Annotated in this window: 16 protein-coding genes, 1 tRNA gene and 3 pseudogenes; 11 read left to right on the top strand and 9 right to left on the bottom strand. The window is 58.2% G+C overall.

Annotation, left to right across the window (positions count from 1 at the left end):
* Positions 1–293: 293 nt before the first annotated feature.
* The 4 genes from RA19_RS06425 (at position 294) to RA19_RS06410 (ending at position 4,055) form a co-directional block, all read left to right on the top strand.
* Complete coding sequence (locus RA19_RS06425; protein WP_039160717.1) at positions 294–1,055, top strand: TVP38/TMEM64 family protein; 762 nt, start codon at positions 294–296, stop codon at positions 1,053–1,055.
* A 3-nt stretch (positions 1,056–1,058) separates the two neighbouring features.
* Positions 1,059–2,477 carry a dihydrolipoyl dehydrogenase family protein gene (locus RA19_RS06420; protein WP_039160715.1) on the top strand — a complete coding sequence of 473 codons (1,419 nt, stop codon included), beginning with the start codon at positions 1,059–1,061 and terminating at the stop codon, positions 2,475–2,477.
* Positions 2,478–2,492: 15 nt separating this feature from the next.
* A complete protein-coding gene (locus RA19_RS06415; RefSeq protein WP_039160713.1) occupies positions 2,493–3,878 on the top strand; it encodes a sensor histidine kinase in 1,386 nt (461 codons plus the stop codon).
* Between the two features lie 100 nt (positions 3,879–3,978).
* Positions 3,979–4,055: transfer RNA gene (locus RA19_RS06410), tRNA-Arg, on the top strand.
* Positions 4,056–4,583: 528 nt separating this feature from the next.
* Here RA19_RS06410 and RA19_RS06405 read toward each other — a convergent pair.
* Positions 4,584–5,684: an RNA-directed DNA polymerase gene (locus tag RA19_RS06405; protein ID WP_275041714.1), complete on the bottom strand. Its 1,101-nt coding sequence runs from the start codon at positions 5,682–5,684 to the stop codon at positions 4,584–4,586.
* A gap of 576 nt (positions 5,685–6,260) precedes the next feature.
* Complete coding sequence (locus RA19_RS27745; protein ID WP_446720263.1) at positions 6,261–6,497, bottom strand: hypothetical protein; 237 nt, start codon at positions 6,495–6,497, stop codon at positions 6,261–6,263.
* Between the two features lie 665 nt (positions 6,498–7,162).
* On the opposite strand from RA19_RS27745, the gene RA19_RS26480 reads away from it, so the two are divergent.
* The gene (locus tag RA19_RS26480; RefSeq protein ID WP_152615698.1) at positions 7,163–8,047 is read left to right on the top strand and encodes a hypothetical protein; all 885 of its coding nucleotides are present in this window, start codon (positions 7,163–7,165) and stop codon (positions 8,045–8,047) included.
* A 134-nt stretch (positions 8,048–8,181) separates the two neighbouring features.
* Here the strand turns inward: RA19_RS26480 and RA19_RS06395 are convergent, their stop codons facing one another.
* From RA19_RS06395 to RA19_RS26920, 3 genes are all read right to left on the bottom strand, one after another.
* Positions 8,182–9,054 carry a glyoxalase superfamily protein gene (locus tag RA19_RS06395; protein WP_039160707.1) on the bottom strand — a complete coding sequence of 291 codons (873 nt, stop codon included), beginning with the start codon at positions 9,052–9,054 and terminating at the stop codon, positions 8,182–8,184.
* Between the two features lie 289 nt (positions 9,055–9,343).
* The gene (locus RA19_RS26475; RefSeq protein ID WP_152615697.1) at positions 9,344–9,928 is read right to left on the bottom strand and encodes a hypothetical protein; all 585 of its coding nucleotides are present in this window, start codon (positions 9,926–9,928) and stop codon (positions 9,344–9,346) included.
* A 60-nt stretch (positions 9,929–9,988) separates the two neighbouring features.
* Entirely contained in the window at positions 9,989–10,153 is a 165-nt protein-coding gene (locus RA19_RS26920) for a hypothetical protein (protein ID WP_193748233.1), read from the bottom strand.
* A 1,355-nt stretch (positions 10,154–11,508) separates the two neighbouring features.
* On the opposite strand from RA19_RS26920, the gene RA19_RS25685 reads away from it, so the two are divergent.
* From RA19_RS25685 to RA19_RS06380, 4 genes and pseudogenes are all read left to right on the top strand, one after another.
* Positions 11,509–13,890 carry an FG-GAP repeat protein gene (locus tag RA19_RS25685; protein WP_052261678.1) on the top strand — a complete coding sequence of 794 codons (2,382 nt, stop codon included), beginning with the start codon at positions 11,509–11,511 and terminating at the stop codon, positions 13,888–13,890.
* Positions 13,891–14,003: 113 nt separating this feature from the next.
* Positions 14,004–14,213: a hypothetical protein gene (locus RA19_RS26470; protein WP_152615696.1), complete on the top strand. Its 210-nt coding sequence runs from the start codon at positions 14,004–14,006 to the stop codon at positions 14,211–14,213.
* Between the two features lie 117 nt (positions 14,214–14,330).
* A pseudogene (locus RA19_RS27740) lies at positions 14,331–14,558 on the top strand (hypothetical protein); the annotation flags it as partial.
* A gap of 39 nt (positions 14,559–14,597) precedes the next feature.
* Positions 14,598–15,869, top strand: a complete 1,272-nt coding sequence (locus tag RA19_RS06380) for a tetratricopeptide repeat protein (protein ID WP_241479030.1) — start codon at positions 14,598–14,600, stop codon at positions 15,867–15,869.
* A gap of 59 nt (positions 15,870–15,928) precedes the next feature.
* Here RA19_RS06380 and RA19_RS26465 read toward each other — a convergent pair.
* From RA19_RS26465 to RA19_RS06375, 3 genes and pseudogenes are all read right to left on the bottom strand, one after another.
* Positions 15,929–16,012, bottom strand: a pseudogene (locus RA19_RS26465) (IS5/IS1182 family transposase); the annotation flags it as partial.
* 156 nt (positions 16,013–16,168) lie between these two features.
* Positions 16,169–16,300, bottom strand: a pseudogene (locus RA19_RS26095) (integrase core domain-containing protein); the annotation flags it as partial.
* Between the two features lie 832 nt (positions 16,301–17,132).
* Entirely contained in the window at positions 17,133–18,017 is an 885-nt protein-coding gene (locus RA19_RS06375) for a LysR substrate-binding domain-containing protein (protein ID WP_052261677.1), read from the bottom strand.
* 112 nt (positions 18,018–18,129) lie between these two features.
* On the opposite strand from RA19_RS06375, the gene glyA reads away from it, so the two are divergent.
* Both glyA and RA19_RS06365 read left to right on the top strand, forming a co-directional pair.
* Complete coding sequence (gene glyA / locus RA19_RS06370) at positions 18,130–19,395, top strand: serine hydroxymethyltransferase (RefSeq protein ID WP_039160701.1); 1,266 nt, start codon at positions 18,130–18,132, stop codon at positions 19,393–19,395.
* A 170-nt stretch (positions 19,396–19,565) separates the two neighbouring features.
* Positions 19,566–20,861, top strand: a complete 1,296-nt coding sequence (locus tag RA19_RS06365; protein ID WP_052261676.1) for a D-serine ammonia-lyase — start codon at positions 19,566–19,568, stop codon at positions 20,859–20,861.
* Positions 20,862–20,877: 16 nt separating this feature from the next.
* On the opposite strand, the gene RA19_RS06360 is transcribed toward RA19_RS06365, so the two are convergent.
* The gene (locus tag RA19_RS06360) at positions 20,878–21,849 is read right to left on the bottom strand and encodes a GlxA family transcriptional regulator (protein ID WP_039160699.1); all 972 of its coding nucleotides are present in this window, start codon (positions 21,847–21,849) and stop codon (positions 20,878–20,880) included.
* Positions 21,850–21,853 lie beyond the last annotated feature (4 nt).

The following is a 21,853-nucleotide window of genomic DNA, read 5'->3' as shown; positions in this document are numbered from 1 at the left end:
GCACAGCGGAATCGCCCGCCCGGGGTCTATCTCGAAGCCCGGTCTTTAGAAGCGAACGGCGGGTAAGTCAAACCCTGCAGCACGGGTTTTCGGGAAGATGTGCAACATTTCTGCCAAAAACCGCGCCGGAAGCCGTCTCCGGGCAAGGTGGATGTAACAAGCCCCGCCTGATTCTGCCACAAATCTCACGAATCCGGGGGCGGGTGATCAAGCGGCCGTGAGCCGGGCTGCCGTGCCCTCGCATGCAGGCCATTTAACACGTAGCAACAAAGGGCACCTATAGAGACGGACCTATGAGCGATATGAGCGAGACCCCGAAAACCGATTCCCAGTCCGGCAGCAAGCCTGGCCTGGCCCGTCACCTGCCGTTGATCGCCCTTGTGGCGGTCGCGCTGGTCGGGGCGATGACTCTGAAGGACTACCTGACCTTTGACACGCTGCGCGACAACCGCGAGGCGCTGATGGCCTTCCGCGACCAGAACTATCTGGGCCTCGCGGCGTTGTTCATCGGCATCTATATCGTGATCGTGGTGTTCTCGCTGCCCGGTGCGGCAGTGGCCTCGGTCACCGGCGGGTTTCTGTTCGGGCTGTTAACCGGGACAGCCTTTAATGTGATTTCGGCGACTATTGGTGCTGCGGGGATATTCCTGGCAGCGCGTTGGGGGCTTGGGGCCACGCTGACTGCCAAGATGGAATCAGCCGAGGGCCGGGTGCAGATGCTGAAGCAGGCGCTGCGGCAGAATGAGATCGAGGTTCTGCTGCTGCTGCGGCTGGTGCCGGCAGTGCCGTTCTTTGTCGCCAATCTGCTGCCCGCGCTGGTGGGGGTGAAGTTCCGCAACTTCCTGTGGACCACTGCGGTGGGCATCATTCCGGGCGGCATCGTGTTTACCTGGATCGGGGTCGGCCTGGGTGAGGTGTTCGACCGCGGCGAGAGCCCGGATCTGAGCCTGTTGTGGGAGCCGCATGTGATCGGGCCGATTCTGGGCCTGTGCGTGCTGGCGGCAATGCCGATCATCGTGAAATCCATCCGCGGCAAGAAAAACAAGGGTCTGTAAGTCATGAGCAGCATTACATGTGATCTCCTGGTCATCGGCGCCGGGTCGGGCGGGTTGTCGGTGGCAGCAGGGGCCAGCCAGATGGGCGCATCGGTGGTGCTGCTGGAAGGCCACAAGATGGGCGGCGACTGCCTGAACTATGGATGTGTGCCCTCCAAGGCGCTGCTGGCTAGCGGCAAGGCGGCGCATGTGCAGGCCCATACGCAGGGTTTTGGTGTCGCAGATCAGGTGCCGCATGCGGACTACGCTGCCGCCAAGGATCATGTGCAAGCAGTGATTGATACGATCGCGCCGGTTGACAGCCAGGAGCGGTTCGAAGGCTTCGGCGTGCGGGTGATCCGGGAGTTCGGACGTTTCGTGTCGCCCACCGAGGTCGAGGCCGGCCCGCACCGCATCACCGCGCGGCGGGTGGTGATTGCCACAGGATCCTCGCCGCTGGTGCCGCGGATTCCCGGCTTGGACACAGTTCCTTATGAAACCAACGAGACCTTGTTTGAGCTGCGTGAAAAGCCGGAGCATCTGCTGATTATCGGCGGCGGCCCGATTGGCATGGAGATGGCGCAGGCGCATATCCGGCTGGGCAGCAAGGTGACAGTGATCGAGGGCTACAAGGCGCTGGGCAAAGATGACCCAGAGGCTGCAGCCCTGGTGCTGGACAGTTTGCGCGCCGAGGGCGTGGAGATCGCCGAGGGCGCCATGGTTTCGCGCATTGGCGGGCAGGCAGGGGCCATTGAAGTCGAGACCAAGGACGGCAGCCGCTTCAAGGGCACGCATCTGCTGATGGCGGTGGGGCGCAAGGCCAATATGGAACGGCTGAACCTTGAGGCCGCCGGGATTGAGACCCAGGGCAACGGCATCAAGGTGGATGAGAGCCTGCTGACCACCAACAAGAAGGTATACGCCATTGGTGATGTGGCTGGCGGGCTGCAGTTCACTCATGTGGCGGGCTATCATGCGGGCATCATCATCCGCTCAGCCCTGTTCGGCCTGCCCTCCAAAGCCAAGACCAGCCATATCCCCTGGGCCACCTATACCGATCCGGAACTGGCGCAGGTCGGGCTGACCGAGGCACAGGCGCGGGACATCTATGGCGTGAAACTGGAAGTGGCACGGTTCGACTACCACCACAACGACCGCGCCATTGCCGAGCGCAAGACCAAGGGTTTCGTCAAGGTGATGGTGTTCAAGGGCCGCCCCGTCGGCGTCACCATCGCAGGCCATCAGGCGGGCGAGCAGATCGGATTGTGGTCGATGGCCATCGCCAACAACCTGAAAATGAGCCAAGTGGCGGCAATGGTTGCGCCTTATCCAAGTATCAGCGAAATTAACAAGCGGGCGGCAGGGGCGTATTTTTCCCCGCGGCTGTTTGAGAGTAGCTTTGTTAAACGCGCAGTGCGCTTTGTTCAGCGCTGGATTCCTTGAAGCAAAGGCGGCGGAATGCTCAACACGCTTTCGGGCAGATTTCTGATCCTGACCACGGTCTTCGTGATGCTGGCCGAGGTTCTGATCTTTGTGCCATCGATCGCGCGGTTCCGCGAGGATTACCTGTCTGACCGGCTGCAGCGGGCGCAGATCGCCTCGCTGGCATTGCTGGCAGACGACATGCTTGAGACCGAGCTGGAAGCGGAGCTTCTGGAAAATGCGGGCGTCTACAACGTGGTGCTGCGCCGCGATGAAATCCGCCAGCTGATGCTGGCCTCGCCGATCCCGCAGGAGATCGGTGCCACCTATGATTTGCGCATGGCAGGCGCCATGGTGCTGATCATGGATGCAATGAACCGTCTGCTGCGCCCGGAGAATGAGATCATCCGGGTGATCGGGGCGCCGGTGCGGGATGCGGGCCTGCTGATCGAGGTCACCATGGAGACCGCGCCCCTGCGCGCCGCAATGGTGGACTACGGGGTGCGGATCCTGATTCTTTCGGCGGTGATTTCAGTCTTTACGGCGCTGCTCTTATTTGTCGCGGTGCGGATTGTGCTGGTGAAGCCGATCAAAGGGGTGATCGGCTATATGCAGCGCTATGCGGCAGCGCCGGAAGACGGGCGCGGCATCATCAACCCAAGTTCCGGCGTAGTGGAGCTGCGCGAGGCGGAAGAGGCGCTGATGCAGTTGCAGACCGAGCTGACCCACGCGCTGAAGCAGCGCGAGCGGCTGGCGCAGCTGGGCGGAGCGGTGGCAAAGGTGAGTCATGATCTGCGCAATATCCTGACCTCGGCGCAGCTGTTCACCGACCGTATCGAGATGAGCGAGGACCCCTTGGTGCGCCGTCTGGCGCCAAAGCTGGTGAATTCGATCACCCGCGCAGTGTCCCTGTGCGAGGGCACGCTTGCCTTTGGGCGCGCGGAAGAGCCGGCCCCCGCCTTTGCCCATGTGGCGCTGGGCGAGTTGGCAGCAGATATTGCCGAAAGCGAAACCCTGGCGGCGGGAGAGGCCGGGGTGGAGATCGTCAGCGAAGTGGCGCCGGGGCTGATGCTGCGCGCCGATCCCGAGCAGCTGTTCCGCATCATCATGAACCTGGTGCGCAACGCCCGCCAGGCGATCGCCGCCACCGGCAAGCCTGGCAGAGTCGTGATTTCCGCCAGCGACGGCGACGAGGCCTGGCTGATCACTGTGGCCGACACCGGCCCGGGTTTGCCGAAAAAAGCGCAGGACAACCTTTTCACCCCGTTTCAGGGCGGTGCTCGCAAGGGCGGCACCGGGCTGGGGCTGGCGATTGCCGGCGAGCTGGCCCGCGGCCACGGCGGTTCAGTGATGCTGAAGAACACCGGCCCGGAAGGCACGGTGTTTGAGATTTGCCTGCCCAAGGGGGACGGTGCGCTTTGACCGTTCCATCCCTGTCAGGGCAAAACGTAACAGGCAGGTGAAACTATTTTTGTTTTTGGGGTTGCGACTCTGCGGTGCTATGATTAAACCCCGCCGCAGTGGACCGATAGCTCAGCTGGATAGAGTACTTGACTACGAATCAAGGGGTCGGGGGTTCGAATCCTCCTCGGTCCGCCACTACCTTCTTGTCGGGCGACAGATAGTTTTGCCAGTTGCGACAGAACCTTTCCTTTTTCCGTGTCTCCAACATCTCCGCTCGCGCCTCCTATTCCGCCAGTGGCGAAGCCTTCCCTGATTTTCACTTCGGAAGACCTCGTGTCTTCCGGAGGGCAAAGCAGGGTGGGCGCAGCCCGGACTGCGGCCGGAAGGTGATCTGACACACGGGGCCGAAGCGGCGAAATTGGGAGGGGCCCGCGCCTGGCGCGGGAGGAACCGGATTTCTCCGTGGAGGCTGACGCGCAGCGGCATCAGAACCCGTGTTCAGATTGCCAGCCGGATGGCAGGCGGACTAATCAAACGGAAGATGCCAGGCGCGCAAGAGCGGAGCGGAGGCGCGGCTGTCTCCTGTGCAAGCGATCGCGGTCTCGTCCGCGATCACATTCTAAACTAGACAGGATGGGCAGGAGGAAAGCAGCCGGGACGGAAATCAGCTGTCTATCGCTACCATAGCTCACCATATAGCAGTGTTCTTTGGTAGATTAGCCGTCAATAACCACCAGAGTTTGCACCGAAATCCACGGTCTCCCGCTCCATTCTGGCCACTTGCCCTCGAACGATTGACCAATAGAGCTCATCAAGATCTTCCCGGTCCATTCGACCTAGACGCTCCTCCGAAATCCCGCGAATAAGAGAAATGACGCGAATTTTGTCAGCTAGAGTGAAGTGATCAAAATCTGGGATATGGGTCGTCGCCTCTCGATTATACCTGATCTCGCGATAAGCTTTTACGAAACTCTTGGCCCGGCCAACTTGGTGCGCAAGTCCATAGATTCCCATTTGTTTCGCGACGAAAACATCCATGCGGTGAAACTGTGCCATGTCCGTTGACTGCCGAAAGAAGAAAACCCAACCAACGGAACGGTTCTCAAATCGGCAACCAGTGACGATCAAATTGAGTTTCCAAAGCACTTGTTCCACTGTGCCTGTGCCTCGTAAAGACCGCAAGCACCCTACAATCGCACGAAACATTATTTTGTACGACGTATCACGAATACTGAGACCAGTGGCTCTAACCCTGTACCCTAGATAGTCTGTTCCCATAGCCACAGTTGAAATCATTGTCATACCTCCTCCTTCCTCCAGCGGATGGGTTTCCAAACGCAGACGGTCAGAAAGATATTCTTCGATATCTGAGTGAATTCCGCTGACTTCTCCTTGCTTTGCTAGGACCACAATGTCGTCTACATATCGAAAATAATTGTGTTTCCGATTGCAGGAGGTCTCGAAGTCATGAATGTAAACCATTGATAGAATATTCGATATGCTCAGCCCCTGCGGGACGCCCAGCGAACGTCTTTCCGGCTCATCAAACCCTGTTGGTGTCGCTATCGAGTCACGAACAAGCTGCAATGCGAGGTGATCTGGCACACGTTTCCTCAGCTGCGCAAGCAGCAGATCATGAGCAATGGTCGGGTAAAAGTTGACGACATCCATCCGCAGAAAACAATCATCGGCCGCTGCCGCCCGTGCTGCCGTAGCTAAACGTTTGATGACATCATGCGGCGGTGTCATGCGGCAATCATCAAAGAATCTGGTTAGATAGTCACACAGTGCGCGCAACACCAGGGCGTCTCGGACCGTTGGGATCTCGATCTGCCTCGGGGGTTTCTATGGTTCTTAATGATCAGTTTTTCACGAAACCTAGTGAACCTGTAGCGGCCCGCATGTATCTTCATCACCACTGTGGCAACAACGTCTTCAAGGTTCTCTTCCAGCGCTGAAGCGCTCACTCCATCCAAACCAATGAATTTTGCATCTCTAATACGCTCATCGAATATACGGGATAGATTTTCTTCACAGAAGAAAAATTCAAATAGCAGGCTTTGATCATTAGATGACATAGATCGCAGCAATAACAATGGCGGGAGAGGTGATCATAGCCACCCCGAACACCCAAACAAAAAGTTCTTTCACCAAGTACTTAACAGCCCTCGGTCAACCCATTTTTACAGGCCCTCGCGCCGTTTCCAATGACGTATCCTCAATCCATAATTTCCGAAAGATAAATCGCTCATAGTCAAGATCGCTTTGGTCTGGGTGTTTCTCTAGAATGTCTTGGTAGGCAACTCTTTTATCCACTTCACTCAAATCAGCATCATAAAGCTTTTGTAAGGATAAATAGCATTCACGGTGATTTCTGGCTGTTTCCCCAAATCCCAACCCCTATACCACAAGAGAGGCACAAAGAATGCTGGCAGAAAGAACTATAGAAATCTCTGAGGTGTAGGGTCCAAGGGGAGTGTTTGCTAAATGAGATTGGAATACAGAAAAACCGAGTAGAGCGACTGAGTAAATCGTCAAAGTTATGTGTGAAAGTCGGTCGAGGCGAGTGAACTTCGCGTGGGCATCCATGCGAATTCGGCTCGTGATCCAAATATTGCCGAAGGGGTCACTGCTCATGTCGTTCAACCTATTCTCCTGGTGTGTGCGAGCGTAATTTTTTCACCGTTTAGCCCCCTAGAGGCCCTAGAGGTAGCCGAAACTGGGCCGTTGACCCGTGCTTTAAGTTTAGTCCCTGCAATGGGAACTAGCGCCGTGCGCTCCGCCCGCACACACCACTACCGTATGTATTACACGCACAATTTCAACAAGAACCTTTACACTTCTGCACGCCACTAAGGGGTCCTAGTTGCTTCCGCGAACAACGGCCGTTTTGGTTACGCCGCGTTGCGGCATCGGTTGATCAAGCGTTGGTAGCCATGCGTGACAATAGTTTCTCCAAGAACTCGAGTGTTTGATAGTTCGCTCTACCGAACGAACAACAGAAGACATCAGCGGTTCACCAGAGGAAAAGGGCATCTCGATAGGGAACTCTACTGCAACACAGGACGCAAATTAGTGACCCCCTTTAAACTTCTCCTGGTCGGAAATTTTCGCAGTCACTTCGGAAGAATGGTTGAAAATTCTAAATGGAGCTCCTAGTTTCAAATTTCCGGAGCACGCCACCCGAGCCGTCCACATTGGCAAAGCCTACCCGGCAGGTTTGAAGAACTCTTGATGCAACCCGAATCAGAGCATCTAGCGCAGTGGACACGTTGAGATACAGCTCTGGTTGGAGTTAAATCATGAGACTACGTCATCTGCCTATCGGTAGCGTGAACAAAGCCGCCAAAATGCTGGTGCACGAATCGGCAGCGTCCCTGAGTCAGTGCCGTGAGGTAATCTCGACGGCCGTTGGTTACAAAGACTACTTTGATCTCAGCCGGAACGGGCCAACGGAACCTGGAGAGCATAACCTTTCAGAAGACCAACTGATTGAAATCGAGATCACTACCACGGCACAGATCTCGAACCAGCTTGGTGTAGGTCCAGTGGCCGCCCAACATGTTCTTGCAAATACCATTTTTCGTAGTGGCCGCACGTCTGACATGAGCCGCGCAATCCAGGTCATTACTCAGGTCTTTGAAAAAACTGCCCTTCCGCCGCAAGGTTGGCGCCAACCTGGCCAAATCGGAAAGTTGAAAAGCCCAGGCCGCAATGGTGAACATGTCATTTTGCGTGAATTTGGCCGACCAACCCGTGTTATTACTCACAAGTCAGCAAATGCCGGGGTGGCTGACTTCGAGTACATCGGACCTCGCACTCCATTGCCACTTTTTATTCCGATGCGCCTTTACGTTCCCTATGGTGTTTGGACTGAACAAGATGGAAGCCGAGTTCTATTCTCCAGGGACTACTTCCCAATGTGGCGGTTGCGCGAAGGCAAAACACCTGAACGCATGAACCCATGGGAACGGATCAACTTCGTAGAGGAGACATGGCTTCTCTCAGAAGGGCAAATGCCGTGGTACAATTCGAACAACTTTAATCTTTGCATAAGCGTTCTTGAGCGCGCAGAGATCAGATCATTCCCACGCCTACTGGAAGCTCTACCCTTGATTGTCAAAGACCCGTCGGTGGGTGATTATCGCCAACTGGCAAAAGTGCTTAAAGCCCGAGCCAGCAGTTAGTGGCACTCAGCGCCTTCTACATGCAAAAGACGCTCTAGTAACAAAAGGCCCGCCCCAAAAGGGCGGGTTCATTGTCGTTCAAGATCAAGAGAATTTGCCCCTGCCTTATGACAAAAAGGCGGGCCTCTTATCGCTCAACGAAAGATGCTCAGGGACTGGATCGGTCCCAGCGGATCCTTGCTCCGTGTCGCACGGATGTTTAGCCCGGTCCGGCCGGTAAAGGACACGTACTCAGGATCCTCTACAACGACGCCACCGTTAAAAGTTTCGAATGTCTTGAATTTCTTGCGTTCACGAGCGTGCCAGAGACAGGTCAGCTCATCCCCGTCTAGGAGCTTGGCGCGCCTAATTTTGGGGAGGAAGTCTTCATAAAACACCTCCGGGTGTGTGTCGAAGCCGAGACGTTCGAGCCAGACTAGTACTGCGGCAAACCCAGCAGGGCGTAGTCCCGTGGTAGCATAAGTGGTCGTGTCGGTGGCCTTCGGTCGGTGATACCGCGCAATCTCCGCCGCACCGGATAGCTCTGTGATTGTGTCCGCCCCTATGTCAAAAACCATTCCACCTAGATTAGGGTCCAGCGTGTCTAGCCAGCCCTCAAGGGAGATCGGGAGAATAATTTCCTGCTTCAAAAGCTCGGCAGTTTTGGCCCGGGTTTTTCCGGTAGGTGCGGTGTCTCGGGCCTTCTCGAGGCCGCTCAACAGCGCCCTAATGGTGCGTTGTTCGAGCATCTTTCCGGAGGGAGATGGCGGTCTGGTGGCTGGTGCGCTTTGAGGAGTTTCCTCTCGCTTTGGGGGAACCGGCTCGGAGGTGCTGATAAGCGAGTTCAAACGCCCCCAGCTGGTTTCTCCATGTACCCGGGCGATGAGTTCGAGTGCTTGACTATGCCCGACCTTGTAGTCCGGGGCGAGGGCAGTCCGCAGGCGCTTGGCCTGGGCTTTGGCAACGTCGGTGGTGGCCGGGAGGCCGAATTTTTGATCAGATTTTTGATCAGATTTTTGATCAGACATGGCTATTTCGTTTCCCAAAAGGGTCATCGAGATCGAGGGCTCGGTCCATTGCCGCCACGAAGACCCTGGGTGAGGATGCCTTGTTGCGATCATCTGTGCGCATGTTCTTCATGGGAAACCCGGACCGGAATGGCCATGCGCGGCACGGTTTCAATATGGCTAGACCCCGGCACAGATACAAGGGGCCATGGCTTAACCGCGTAAAAGTCTGCTTCGAGATTTCGGACGGCAACCCAGGATCGGTTGACTTAGGCTAGCAGCAGATAACCAAAGTGTTTTTTCCCTACACTTAGTTTCTGGCCAAGTCGCTAAGCGTTTCGATATTTGAGATTCGTTCGGGCAGGATTGCGACCCGTTGCGTCATACAACAGTCGGTTCGCAGCTTTTCGATATCAAAGCTAGGATTTGCCGCTTTGAATGCCCAGGGGTTAAGGAAGGTTCGTGCAATCCCAGGTATTTCGCCCATGCCCAAGATGTCGGAATAGCTGAAGTGCGGATGAGCGCCTTGAATGAGCTCTTCGCCGCTGAAGCAGACATGAACAAGGAAGGGAACGGTCTCAGAGTTGAGCAACTGGAGGCCTGACTGGTCACCAAATAGCAGCCGCACAACATGCTGATCAAACTCTGACCCATGCGTCAAATAATGGTCGAATCCATTCACCAACCCTGATCTGGAAAGGCTAAAATGGACTTGCCCTTCCCTTCGGCCCTGCTTTTCCTTTGGGCCAACATTTTCAAGTATTTCACAAAGTTTGTTTTTTATAGAATTCCAATTGGAATGGCGCTCAAGGATTTCTCTAAGGCGTTTTTCGCGGTCACCGGCAATCAAGGGGCGTAGGCCTTCCTGCTGCACAGAGAGAATTTCCTCGGGCAACAGTCTAGTTCCATGGAAGACGCAAAAATCACGTGCCTGGAGCCAGCTTTGAATTGCGTCTTAAATTGATATGACATCCGTATGGCTGACCACGTAATCGCCCGCATCTTCAATATATTCGAAGGTCGACGCAGCGAGGTTATCAACCACTTCCTTTCCCACCAGATCAACGACTAGGTCGCCGAAAGACCCGCCCCACGTTTCGAATTTGTCGTAGTAAATCATCATGTCTCCGGTGAAGTTTTACAGGCGCTTACAACCCCACTCGTCTAGCTTGTGGGGTGAACTCGGCGATCAGCGTTCCCTGCCTATAGCTGACGTTCGAGTGAGATGCAGCATTGATCAAAGTCGGTTAAAGTCCGATTTCGCCGCGCACGGCATGAAATTCTGCTTCCGCCAATGGAAAACCTATGAGTCGTAAAAGGAAAGACTGGTGCGATCGAGAGAACCCCTTTGGTTTGCAATCAATGACTTGGCGGATCCTAGATGGAAATACTATGTGTCGCCCGACACTTCTTGTTGATCGACGCATAGTTTTGCCATTTGGCACCCACAGTCGTTCCATTCCCCGTCCTTTCGGTTCTATACGCTGGCGGCTGAAGTGCAAGCCAGACGCCGAAGGCGCCTGTTCCAGCTGATCTGCCACGCGGCGAACGGGGGAGAGGTCGAGGCATTACTATTCGACAGGGTTGGTGCGGCCCGCAGGCGCAGCCTAGGAAACGTCCTTATCTAATTGGGGTGCCCGAGGGGGAGGGCAGTGCACTCACCCTTACGGCCAGGGGCGGTTGGCTTGTCAAAATCCCGTTGGTTCTCAAAATAAAAAAGCAGTGGCGTAGGTGGCTGCTATCGGTTGTAGGCATCTAAAATTGGAAATGCGGATTCACACAATGGGGGCAGCGCGCTGGCGCAATTTTCTACGACGAATTTGCAGACGCACTGACAATAGCTGCAGCTGTTGAAATTGGCTCACTTGGGCCGTTCGGTGTGGACGGCTCAGAGCTGCCCTTGGTCAGGGTTTCCGCCGCCGCAGTGCAGCTTCTCCAGAGCGGCCATTCGCAATCAAATGCAGAATTTCAAACCGAACGATGCTCCGTCCGGAACCTTGCGGACATTCGCTGCAACTGCAAACCCCTACGTCCGAAAAGTAGCGGGTACTCCTTTCAAAATCCGCTTTCCCGGTCTCGCATACCCGCTCCCTCAGCTCAGGCTGCGGTACGGGAATAGATCGTCGAGGCCCCCTCTAAGCAAAGGGGTCACGCACTTGTTACCGCATTGGGCGGGCTTTCATGCGGCAATTCACAAAAAGGGATAGAAAGCACAACTGGCCATTTGCTAGATTTTCGGAATGCAAAGTTCTGGGGAGTTCCGATCGATTTGAGACCCACACCCATTTTTTGATTTCGGACCTAACACTAGTTCGTCCGGCCCAATGAGACAGAATGCTTGCTTGGCGTTACCGCAAGCAACATGTGGCAGCCGCTAAGGGCCCTTTCCGTCATTGTGCGGTGCAGGGCCATTTTGGCTCGCTCTCACAAGGCATTCAATCCTTTAGTCCTAATGAGTAACGAAAGAAAAAGAGTATGATTAAGTCCTTTGTTTTGCTTGGCGAAGATGCAGCCGCACGTGGTGGTTCAGCCGAGGAATTTGGAACCTCGGTTGCACTAGGCGACACCAACGCAGACGGTATCTCAGAAATGCTGATCGGCGGACCGGAAACGGACTTCGGCCAAGCCCAGAATGCAGGGGTCTTCCTGCTCACCACGGGAGATCTCGCAGCCGCCGACGGCGCTGACGGAAGCCGGGACAACCAACTGGACATCGCTCGGCTTGTCGGCACAAACGCCTACCATTTCAGTCATGGTGCAGAGAGCGACACCGGCTTTGGCGAAACCGTTGCCTTTGCCGACGTTGATGGCGATGGGCGCGACGACGTCATTATCGGCGCTAGCTTTGACGATACCTCTGCCACCAATGCCGGCGCGGTTTACATCTTTTTAGGAGATGAACTTGCAGCGGCTGACGCAGCCGATGGCGATATCGACGGCCGGATCGATACATCTCAGGCCTCCTATACACTTTATGGAAACAACGAAGCCAACTTGCTGTTCGGCAGCAGTATTGGCCGCCTTCCTGCCAGCTTCGACCAAATTGGCCCAGCAGAAGGCCTTCTGATCGGAACGCCCGGCGCGGACGGAACGATTGAGCCGGACCGTGGCGGTTTCTGGATTGTCTCCGGTGATGATCTGGACCGCCTGGATGCTCTGGATGGCACCGTGGATGGCGAAATCACGATGACGGATGACGCTCCGCGACCGAGCTTCATTAACGGCACAACCCTGGTGGATGGCGAGCTGTCCGGCGACGGGTTGGGCACGAATGTCGTGTCAGTCGGTGAAGTCCTGGACAGCGCCGCCGATACGCCGCAGTTTCTGGTTAGCGGTGAAACCCACAGCGGCGGGGCTGGTGTTGCCTATCTGGTGACGGCTACTGCCCTGGGTGCGGCTGACACCAACAATGACGGGCGGATTGATGCCGAATTTCTGGACGGGGCTGGTGGCAGCTACCGTTTCATTGGAGTGGACACACCGCTCGAAGACGGCCTCGGCCGCGGTCTGGGTACGGCAGGCGATATTGATGGCGATGGCCTGAATGATCTGCTGATTTCAGCCACGGACTCTGAGGCCGGATCGGCCAACGGCGGCGCGGTTTACCTCATAACATCCAAGGGACTGCTAACCGCTGACCGGGCGGACGGCGTTGACGATAATTCCATTGATCTGTCTATGATTGCCGGGCTGGAAGTCAGTGATGCGCCGGCTGTTTACCGGTTGCTGGGCGATGCGCCGGGTGCAAGGCTCGGGACCGATGTGGCCTCGGCAGGGGACTGGGATGGCGACGGGCTGGGCGACTTCCTGATCTCCGCTCCCTTTTCAGCAGCGAACGGAGGGAACAGCACCTATCTGGTGACCGGTGCAGCGCTCCGGCTGGCTGATGCCGCTGATGGCAGCGCGGACGGGGATATTCTAATGTCCAACGTACCCGGTACCGCGGGCAGCTATCGCTTTGATGGCCCTGCGCTGGGGAGCGATGACCAGTTGGGCCTGTCAGTCTCCATGGCAGGGAATATCGACAGTGATGGTTTCGGGGACTTCCTGATCGGCGCCCCGCAGCTGCAGGCCGTCGCTTTTGAAAATAGAGGCGGCGCGTATGTGCTGTCGGGTGCAGAGCTGGATGAAGCCGATGCCCTGGACGGAACCCAGGACGGAATAATCGACTTGGGCCTTATCCTTGATGACACAATTGCTTTGAACATGATGGGAAGCCGTTCAGCCGATCAGATGACCGGCCGCAGCGGTGCCGACACGCTTATCGGCAAAGGCGGCAACGATACAATCAGCGGCGACCGGGGCAGCGACGCTCTGGAGGGTGGTCGTGGCAATGACGTTTTGAGGGGGCAGCAGAACCGCGACACTCTGGAAGGCGGCGGTGGCAATGACCTTTTGCTGGGCGGTACCGGAAGTGACAGGCTCTCAGGGAATAGTGGCAGAGATACACTTTCAGGCGGATCCGGAAACGACCAAGTAAACGGAGGCCGCGGCAATGACCGGCTTCAGGGTAACGGCGGCAATGATGATTTGTCCGGGAGTTCTGGGAATGACCGCCTGATTGGCGGCGGCGGCAGAGACACTTTGGACGGCGGGTCTGGTAATGATATCCTGCAAGGCGGCCGCGGCGCTGATCACTTCATATTCTCACGCGGCGATGACAGGGTCCTGGATTTTGGTGGCCGGGACGTAATCGACCTGAGTTCCGCCAGAGGTATTCGTTCCTATAACGACCTGAGCAGAAATCACATTTCACAGGACGGCAGCTCTGTTCTGATCGAGGATGCAAGAGGAAACACCTTGGAGCTTGTAAACACCAGTCTTTCGGATCTGAGCTCTTCGGATTTCCTTTTCTGAATTTGGCCCCCCAAGGGTTCAAAGGAAAATCCAGCGCTCTTCCCTTTCTTCAGGTCGCCGAAGAATTCCGGTGCCCTGGAGAAAGGGCTTGCCGCCCGCAAAGAGGCATCCTGGTGGCCAATGACCGCTTTGGGCTCCTGACGCCATTGGAACTACCCCTAGCATTAGAGCGTCATCAGCTCGACTCCGATTTCGCCCTGCTGGATGAAGCACCAGGACGTGTGATGCGCGCGCGTGCGTCTTTTGTTGACGGGTCAGAGTATCAAACCAAACGCTGTGGTGAGCTCCTCTCCCGGATCAACGCGGCCGAGGCTGGCGAATAAAGCAGCACCCTAATAAGCACAGCACCCCTCCACATCCTCGCCTTAAACGCTTATTAAAAATTTATCATGTGAAGCACTGCAAGATGTGTTTGCAGCTGCTGTTTCAAAGGACTTTCTATGTATTTCACGCGTAATTCCACCTGGGCTGCCAGTGCGTCGCTGGCGGTTTCTCTACTCACTGCTCCCGGTTTTGCCCAGGATCACTCTGACCGGTTCGCTCAGCTCGACACCAATTGCAGCGGCGGTGACAGCGAAAGCTGCTTTAAGCTCGGCCATATGTTTTATGAAGGCGACGGCGTCTCGCCTGACAATGCAAAGGCGCTGGCGCTCTACACCCAGGCCTGTAAAGCGGGCTATCAGCCCAGCTGCGCCGATGCTGGCTATATGTTTGCCCGCGCTGAAGGCACCGATCTCAACTACACCCTGGGCGTGGACTATCTCGCCCTGGGCTGTGACGCAGACGTAGGCTGGGCCTGCAATGAACTGGGCAGTATCTTGCTCCATGGGCGTGAAAATACCCAATCTGATGGGAGCCAACTGCCCCAGAAAAACGTTGCAGCTGACGCGCCCCGCGCAGCGGATCTTTTTGGCAAGGCCTGCGGCACCGGGCATCTCTATGGCTGCAACAACTTTGCCGAAGTGCTCAAAGAGGGCCATGGCACAGCACAAGATTACACCCGCGCCGTTGCGCATTTTGAAACCGCCTGCACCGGTCGCATCGCTTCTGCCTGTATGAACCTTGCGCATCTGCTTGCGGGTGGCAAAGGCGTCGAAAAAGATGAACCGCGCGCCGCGCTCTTGCATGCCTACGCCTGTGACCGCCAGCAATGGAAAAGCTGCCGATCGCTGGGCAATATGTATGAATACGGCTATGGCACGCTGATGGACAAACAGCTGGGGCTCTCCAAATACCGTACTGCCTGCGCGGGGGGCTATGGCTATGATGCCACCGGCTGCACCTATGCGGGGATCATCTATGAAAACGGCGAAATCGTCGCACGCGATGCCACTCGTGCGCTGAAATATTATCAGCGCGGCTGCGACGGCGGCTCCGGTTATGGCTGTTCTTTGCTCGGGGGCTCCTATGCCAAGGGCGACATTGTTGAGATCAACTATGAGAAAGCCCATCACTTTTCGAAACTCGGGTGCGACATGGGCGAAGACGCCGCCTGCTACAATCTGGGCCTGTTTTATGAACACGCCAATGGGGTGGAACATGATGCGGCCACAGCTGCAGCCTATTACCAGCAGGCCTGCAGTATGAACCATACCTACGCCTGCACCAATCTCGGCAATGCCAAACAACATGGCAAAGGGGTAGCGCAGGATCTGAAACAGGCTTTCGCCCTTTATACGCAGAGCTGCGAAGCAGGCGACGGTCTGGCCTGCAACAATCTCGCCTGGCTCCACCGCGAGGGCGACGGCACCCCCCGCGATCGCAGCGCAGCCGTGCGCTACTTTGAAAAATCCTGTGAGCTCAACCACGCTTCCGGCTGCAACGCCATGGGCTTCCATTTGCGCGACGGTGATGGTGTGGCCAAAGACAAGGATCAGGCCCTCGCCTATTTCGAGCGCGGCTGCGACATGGGCAACGCCCAAAGCTGTGAAGAGCTCGAAAGCAGCGGCAACGGCTTCAAAACCCGCAAACGCAGATAAACACGCCAAAGGTAGGCTGTCGCTCGGATGGCCTGCGCTTTCGCCACTAAGGTCAGGGTTCACGACCAATAGATGACGAGTGCGGCGAGAGCGATGGCTGAGAGGAACACATTGGGGCATCTATCATGGCCGGTATTCACCCGCGCCCTGCTCCCGTTCCGAGGGTCCGGTCACGCCGCCTCTAAAACGAGGCGGATGTCTTGAAAACGCTGCTTGCGCCATGCTGCACATGCGGAGAACTGTGAGCTAACCAAGGGCTGCTATGGGCTCTGACGTGCTCCCCTTAGAGCCCGCGTTTTTCAGTTAGCTCTGTTCAGGGTTTGGTCCGCTCTTGACCCTTGGTGATACTCCCGCGGGATGAGCCCGTCGAGGCTCGAATGCGGGCGGTGGTGATTGTAGTCGTCGCGCCAGGCATGGATCAGGCGACATGCGCACATATTGCGCCGCGGCAATTAGGCGTCTGTCTCTGCTGTTGTCGCCGTTTGACCAACTCAATGCCTTGGCCCTCCGTTTTCCAAATTTGCAAATCTGCGCAGTTGAGTTGCGATTCTGCCCTCAGTTTGAGCGGTAGAGGACCGGAAACATGTTTCATAAAACGGGCAATACGTTTCATCGAACGGGTCAAGGAGCGGTTTCTGCGGCAGAATACCGGGAAGGAAACAGCGCAGCATTGTCGCAAGAACTGGATAGCAGGATCGTATGGACCGACAGGCGAACATTTGATCGAGCTCCTGAGGCATTCAGATACTGTCTTGGTTGTCGTCTTGGAACTGGCGGGGCGGCAAGAGGTGCTTGCGGCACATCGCATGGGCCTCCTGAGGCGAAAACTGGCTAGCATTCTATGCCGTTTAGACGAAATTTGCGGTGTCAGCGAAAGCTAGCCAGTAAGCCTAACGGTCAACGGAACCCGAAGTGCTGCTCACCCAAGTGGAAAAGCTATGAGGCGCAAAAGGTAATTCTGCTGCGTCGGCTGAAAATATTTCCCTTTAAAATCAATTGGCCAAGTCTCCAAAAGGAAAAACTATGTGTCGCCCGACACGTCTTTTAGCAGAAAATCCCTTCTGGCACCTTGGATCACAAGGTGATGTCCGGTGCTGGAAGTTCCTCATTCCGGGCGCAGGCAGGCTGTCTGGCTAAGGCCGGCCTCAAGATTGTTCCCTGGGGACGCCATCTTTTACTTTTCCAATTTTTAAACGGGTTTTGTTGTTCCCCGGTTATTCGCGGAATCTCTGCGGCATTGGCGGGCTGCGGCGGCCTAATGTCTCAGCCCGTCTCGAACAACACGCTTCGCAACTGATCAAAGAATGCGGAACGGTGCAATGACGGGGTGATGCGCGCGACGATTCTCGCAGGCAGCTCGGTGGCTTCTGCGAAGGGGCGCACGAGTTCCCCGCTGTCGAGCAGAGGGGCAACCAGGGCCTCGTGGGCGATCAGCACGCCGCCGCCATGCCGGGCTTCTTCCAAGGCAACCGAGAACAGGGAGTGCACCGTCCCGCCGCGGGCGACTGAGCCGCCGCCGGGCAGGGCGTTCAGCCACATGTCCCAGTCATTGGCCCAGGCGCCGTCGTGCAGCAGAGTTTCGTTGTTCAGATCTTCGAGCCTGGAAATCCGGGCCGCGATTTCCGGCGCGCAGACCGGAAAGATCCGGTCCCGGGCGACTTCGGCTTCGTCTGTTCCTAGCGGGGCAGCGCTGTAAAACAGGGTCAGGTCAAAGGGCTCGCGGGTCAGGTTGGGCGGGGATTCCATCGCCACCACCGAGACCGAAATCTCCGGCGCTGCCTGGCGCAGCCGTCCAAGCCGCGGCGGCAGCCAGAGCTGGGCAATTGACGGCAGTGCGGCGACCTTGATCTTGCCGGGGGCCGCCTTGGTGCGCAGCGCCTGCACGGCCAGGCCCAGCTGATCAAAAGCTGCGGTGAAACCGGGCAGCAATTCCTCGGCCAGGGGGGTTAGCACCACGCCGCGGGCATTGCGGAAGAACAAGGGCGCCTCGGCCCATGCCTCCAGTGATTTGATATGCTGCGTCACCGCGCCGGGGGTCACCGACAGCTCCTCAGCGGCGGCGGTAAAGCTGCCCAGCCGGGCGGCGGCTTCAAAAGCCCGAAGCGCGTTCAGATGCGGCCCTTTGGGGCGGACGGGGGCAATTGCCATTTTTTTGAGCCTTAGTTTTTCTACGCGAAAATAATAGCAATACTGATTTGCTGTGAACAGGGCCGAAGCCGCATCCTTGAGGCAGTTCTACATGTGATGCGGAGGAGCCCTCATGTCGCAGCATTTCACCCAAACCGTTGCCGCCGCCGACCCGCTGGTGGCCGAAGCCCTGGCTGGCGAAAAGTCGCGCCAGCAGGATCAGATCGAGCTCATTGCCTCGGAGAACATCGTCAGCCGCGCAGTGCTGGACGCGCTGGGCCACGAGATGACCAACAAAACGCTGGAAGGCTATCCGGGCAACCGCTTCCACGGCGGCGGGCGCTTTGTCGATGTGGTCGAGGATGCTGCGATCGACCGTGCCAAGCAGCTGTTCGGCTGCGATTACGCCAACGTGCAGCCGCACTCCGGTTCGCAGGCCAACCTGGCGGTGTTCTTCCTGCTGCTGAAGCCCGGCGACAAGGTGCTGTCGCTTGCCCTGGCGGCTGGCGGACACTTGAGCCATGGGCTGAAGGCCAACCTCTCGGGGCGCTGGTTCGAACCGCACCACTATGGTGTCGATGCGGACAGCGAAGTCATCGATTATGACGCGCTGGAAAAGCAAGCCGAAGAGATCCAGCCCAAGCTGATCATTACCGGCGGCTCAGCCTATCCGCGGGCGATTGATTTCGAGCGTATGGGGGCGATTGCCAAGAAGGTCGGCGCCTGGTTCCACGTCGATATGGCTCATATCGCAGGCCTGGTTGCCGCGGGCGAGCACCCGTCGCCGTTTCCGCATGCGGATATCGTCACCTGCACCACCACCAAGACTCTGCGCGGCCCGCGCGGCGGCCTGATCCTCACCAACAACGAGGAGTGGTTCAAGAAGCTGCAGTCAGCGGTGTTCCCGGGTGTCCAGGGGTCGATCCACAGCCAGGTGCTGGCGGCCAAGGCGGTCTGCCTGGGCGAAGCGCTGACTGGTGAGTTCAAGGATTATGCGGCCCAGGTGAAAGCCAATGCGGCAACCCTGGCGGCGACCCTGCAAAAGCGCGGCCTGCGGATCGTTTCCGGCGGCACTGACACCCATCTGGTGCTGGTGGACCTCAGCCCCAAGGGCATCACCGGCAAACGCGCCGAGGTGGTGCTGGAGAAGGCCAATATCACCGCCAACAAGAACGCCATCCCGAACGACAGCCCGCGTCCGCCCGAGTGGGTCGGCTTGCGGCTGGGCGCCGGTGCCGCCACCACCCGCGGCATGAAGGAAGCGGAGTTCGAGGCGCTGGGCGAAATGATCGCGGACCTGGTGGAAGCTGAGGCGGCCGGGGATACGGATGCCGCCGTGGCGCGCTGTGCCGCACAAGTGGCCGAGCTCTGCGCCGCTTTCCCGGTCTACCGCGGCTGACGCCCGCGTTCTCCCCGGCAGGCCGCCCACGGCCTGCTGACCCGGCCCCGCCGCGCTCCATTTCGCGGCGGGGCTTTTTCGTGCCGCAAACGCTTTGCCTGTCCGGCGCTTTTCCGGGTGGCGGCTGCGGCAAAACCGGGCATTGTGCCTGCAATCAAGAGGACAGAGATATGGATGAAACCCTGCTGCGCCGCCTGCAATCGCTTGAGCCGCTTATGTGGATCAACCCGGAGCTGGGACCTGTTGCCGCCGCCCAGGTGCCGGTGCGGCCGGACCAGGTAGTCCAGGCGGAAGCCAACTGGCGTGCGCTGGCGCCCTTGCTGCAGCATTGCTTTGCGGATCTGGAACCGAGCGGCGGGGTGATTGCCTCAGAGCTTGCCGAAGCGGCGGAACTGGCTGCGGCTTTGGGGCTGGGCGCTGGGCGGTATTTTGTGAAAGGCGACCACGCCTTGCCGGTGGCTGGTTCGGTCAAGGCGCGCGGCGGCGTCTACGAGGTCTTCCTGCATGGGCTGTCGCTGGCGCGGGAGCTGGGGCTGGTCGCGCCGGATGCGGCGCCGGAAGCGCTGGCCTCCGAGGCCGTGCGGGCGCGTTTCGGCAGCTACACTGTGGCGGTGGGCTCGACCGGCAACCTTGGCCTGAGCGTCGGCATTGCCGCCCGGGCGCTGGGATTCCGCGCGGTGGTGCATATGTCGGCGGATGCCAAGCCCTGGAAGGTCGAGCGCCTGCGCCGCCATGGGGTTGAGGTGGTGCAGCATCAGGCGGATTACGGCACCGCGGTGGCCTCAGCCCGGCAGCAGGCCGAAGCGGATCCAGCAATCTATTTCGTCGACGACGAACGCTCGGAGCTGTTGTTCTTTGGCTATTCCGCCGCGGCCGCCGAACTGCGCGATCAGCTGGCAGAGAAGGACATTCCGGTGGATGCCGTGCACCCGCTGTTCCTCTATCTGCCCTGCGGCATCGGCGGCGCGCCGGGTGGCGTGGCCTATGGGTTGAAGCAGGTATTCGGTGATCACGCCCATTGCTTCTTTGTCGAGCCGGCCCAGTCGCCCTGCGCGCTGGTGCAATTGGCCTCGGGGCTGGAGCAGGTGGTCAATGTCTATGACGCGGGCCTCACCAATAAGACTGAGGCCGACGGCATGGCGGTGGCCGAGGTGAGCCAGTTTGTGGCGCAGGTCATGCAGCCGCTGCTGAGCGGGGTATACACCGTTGCTGACGACGATCTCTTCCGCTGGCTGGCGCTTGCGCAGGACCATGCCGGGCTGCAGCTGGAGCCTTCGGCAGCAGCCTGTCTGGGCGGGCCGCAGATGCTGCTCTCAACCGCGGAGGGGCAGGGCTATCTGGCACAGCACGGGCTGGAAGGCTGTATGGGGCAGGGCACTCATGTGATGTGGGCCACCGGCGGCAGTCTGGTTCCGGAGGCTGAGTATCAGGGCTTTCTGCAGAAGGGCCGCGCCCTGCTGGCCTGATATCGGCCGGGGCGGTTCAGCCGGCCGCCCCGGTATAGCGGGTCTTGCGGGCCTGGGATGGCATCTGCCCGTACCGCTCCCGGTACCAATGGGCAAAGTTGGATTTGGACGCAAAGCCGCTGGCAATGCAGACTTCCATCATCGGCAGATCGGTCTGATAAAGCAGCTGGTGCGCGTGCTCGAGCCGGATGTTGCGGTAGACGGTCATCGGGGTTTCGCCGAACTTGGCCCGGAAGCTGCGTTCCAGCTGCCGCGGCGACACCGCCAGCGCTGCGGCCAGCTGGCGCCCTGGTATCGGATTTTCGATGTTTTCCTGCATCATGCCCAGCCCGCGCAGCAGCAGCAGGCTGCCTTCGGCCTGGCGCATGTATTTGCTGCGCTCAGACAGTTTGCGCGCCCGACCGCTGGGGCTGAGGCCGACATCCTCGGCGACGGATTGCGCCAGGAATGCCCCAAGATCCTCGGCAATCATCGCCAGGATCATATGCATCGCAGCAAGGCCGCCAAAGGCGCTGTGGACGGGGCCGTCCTGCCAGACCGGGCCGGGGTCGGAGCAGACGGTGATCCGGCTTTCGCGGGCCGCAAACTCCAGACGGGGGTGGACGGTCGCCTCGCGGTCTTTCAGCCCCGGCAGGTCCTGCAGCAGGAACACGGCACCGCCGACCAGGCCGATGCGGTGAAAGCAGGGCAGCTTGCTGCGCAGCGGAGCCTGGATTTCCGGCGGTGCTTGCCAGCGCTCGCTGCTTTGGCCGAACAGGATCAGGGTCTGATTGCGGCCAGCGCTGTTCAGCCCGCGCAGCGGGTCCAGCCCATAGGCGATCTCAAAACTGTAGAAACCTTTCCCTGACAGCTCGTTTGCCGCCTCCAGCAGTTCCGCGGAGGCGCCAACTGCCGCGGTCGAGCGGTCGGAGTGCACTAGGAAAATGATCCTGTGCAGACTGGCAGCGGCTGTATCGCTGCTGCGCTGGGCAGGTGCTTGATCATACATTGGA

Source organism: Leisingera sp. ANG-M1, assembly GCF_000813745.1.
Lineage (GTDB): Bacteria > Pseudomonadota > Alphaproteobacteria > Rhodobacterales > Rhodobacteraceae > Leisingera.
Note: the sequence above shows the minus strand (reverse complement) of the source record. Positions and strands in the feature narration are given on the sequence as shown.

Coding starts and splice junctions, on each gene's coding strand:
- RA19_RS06425 (WP_039160717.1), top strand. CDS start 294: ATGAGCGATATGAGCGAGACCCCGAAAACCGATTCCCAGTCCGGCAGC.
- RA19_RS06420 (WP_039160715.1), top strand. CDS start 1,059: ATGAGCAGCATTACATGTGATCTCCTGGTCATCGGCGCCGGGTCGGGC.
- RA19_RS06415 (WP_039160713.1), top strand. CDS start 2,493: ATGCTCAACACGCTTTCGGGCAGATTTCTGATCCTGACCACGGTCTTC.
- RA19_RS27745 (WP_446720263.1), bottom strand. CDS start 6,497: ATGAGCAGTGACCCCTTCGGCAATATTTGGATCACGAGCCGAATTCGC.
- RA19_RS26480 (WP_152615698.1), top strand. CDS start 7,163: ATGAGACTACGTCATCTGCCTATCGGTAGCGTGAACAAAGCCGCCAAA.
- RA19_RS06395 (WP_039160707.1), bottom strand. CDS start 9,054: ATGTCTGATCAAAAATCTGATCAAAAATCTGATCAAAAATTCGGCCTC.
- RA19_RS26920 (WP_193748233.1), bottom strand. CDS start 10,153: ATGATTTACTACGACAAATTCGAAACGTGGGGCGGGTCTTTCGGCGAC.
- RA19_RS25685 (WP_052261678.1), top strand. CDS start 11,509: ATGATTAAGTCCTTTGTTTTGCTTGGCGAAGATGCAGCCGCACGTGGT.
- RA19_RS06380 (WP_241479030.1), top strand. CDS start 14,598: ATGTTTGCCCGCGCTGAAGGCACCGATCTCAACTACACCCTGGGCGTG.
- RA19_RS06375 (WP_052261677.1), bottom strand. CDS start 18,017: ATGGCAATTGCCCCCGTCCGCCCCAAAGGGCCGCATCTGAACGCGCTT.
- glyA (WP_039160701.1), top strand. CDS start 18,130: ATGTCGCAGCATTTCACCCAAACCGTTGCCGCCGCCGACCCGCTGGTG.
- RA19_RS06365 (WP_052261676.1), top strand. CDS start 19,566: ATGGATGAAACCCTGCTGCGCCGCCTGCAATCGCTTGAGCCGCTTATG.
- RA19_RS06360 (WP_039160699.1), bottom strand. CDS start 21,849: ATGTATGATCAAGCACCTGCCCAGCGCAGCAGCGATACAGCCGCTGCC.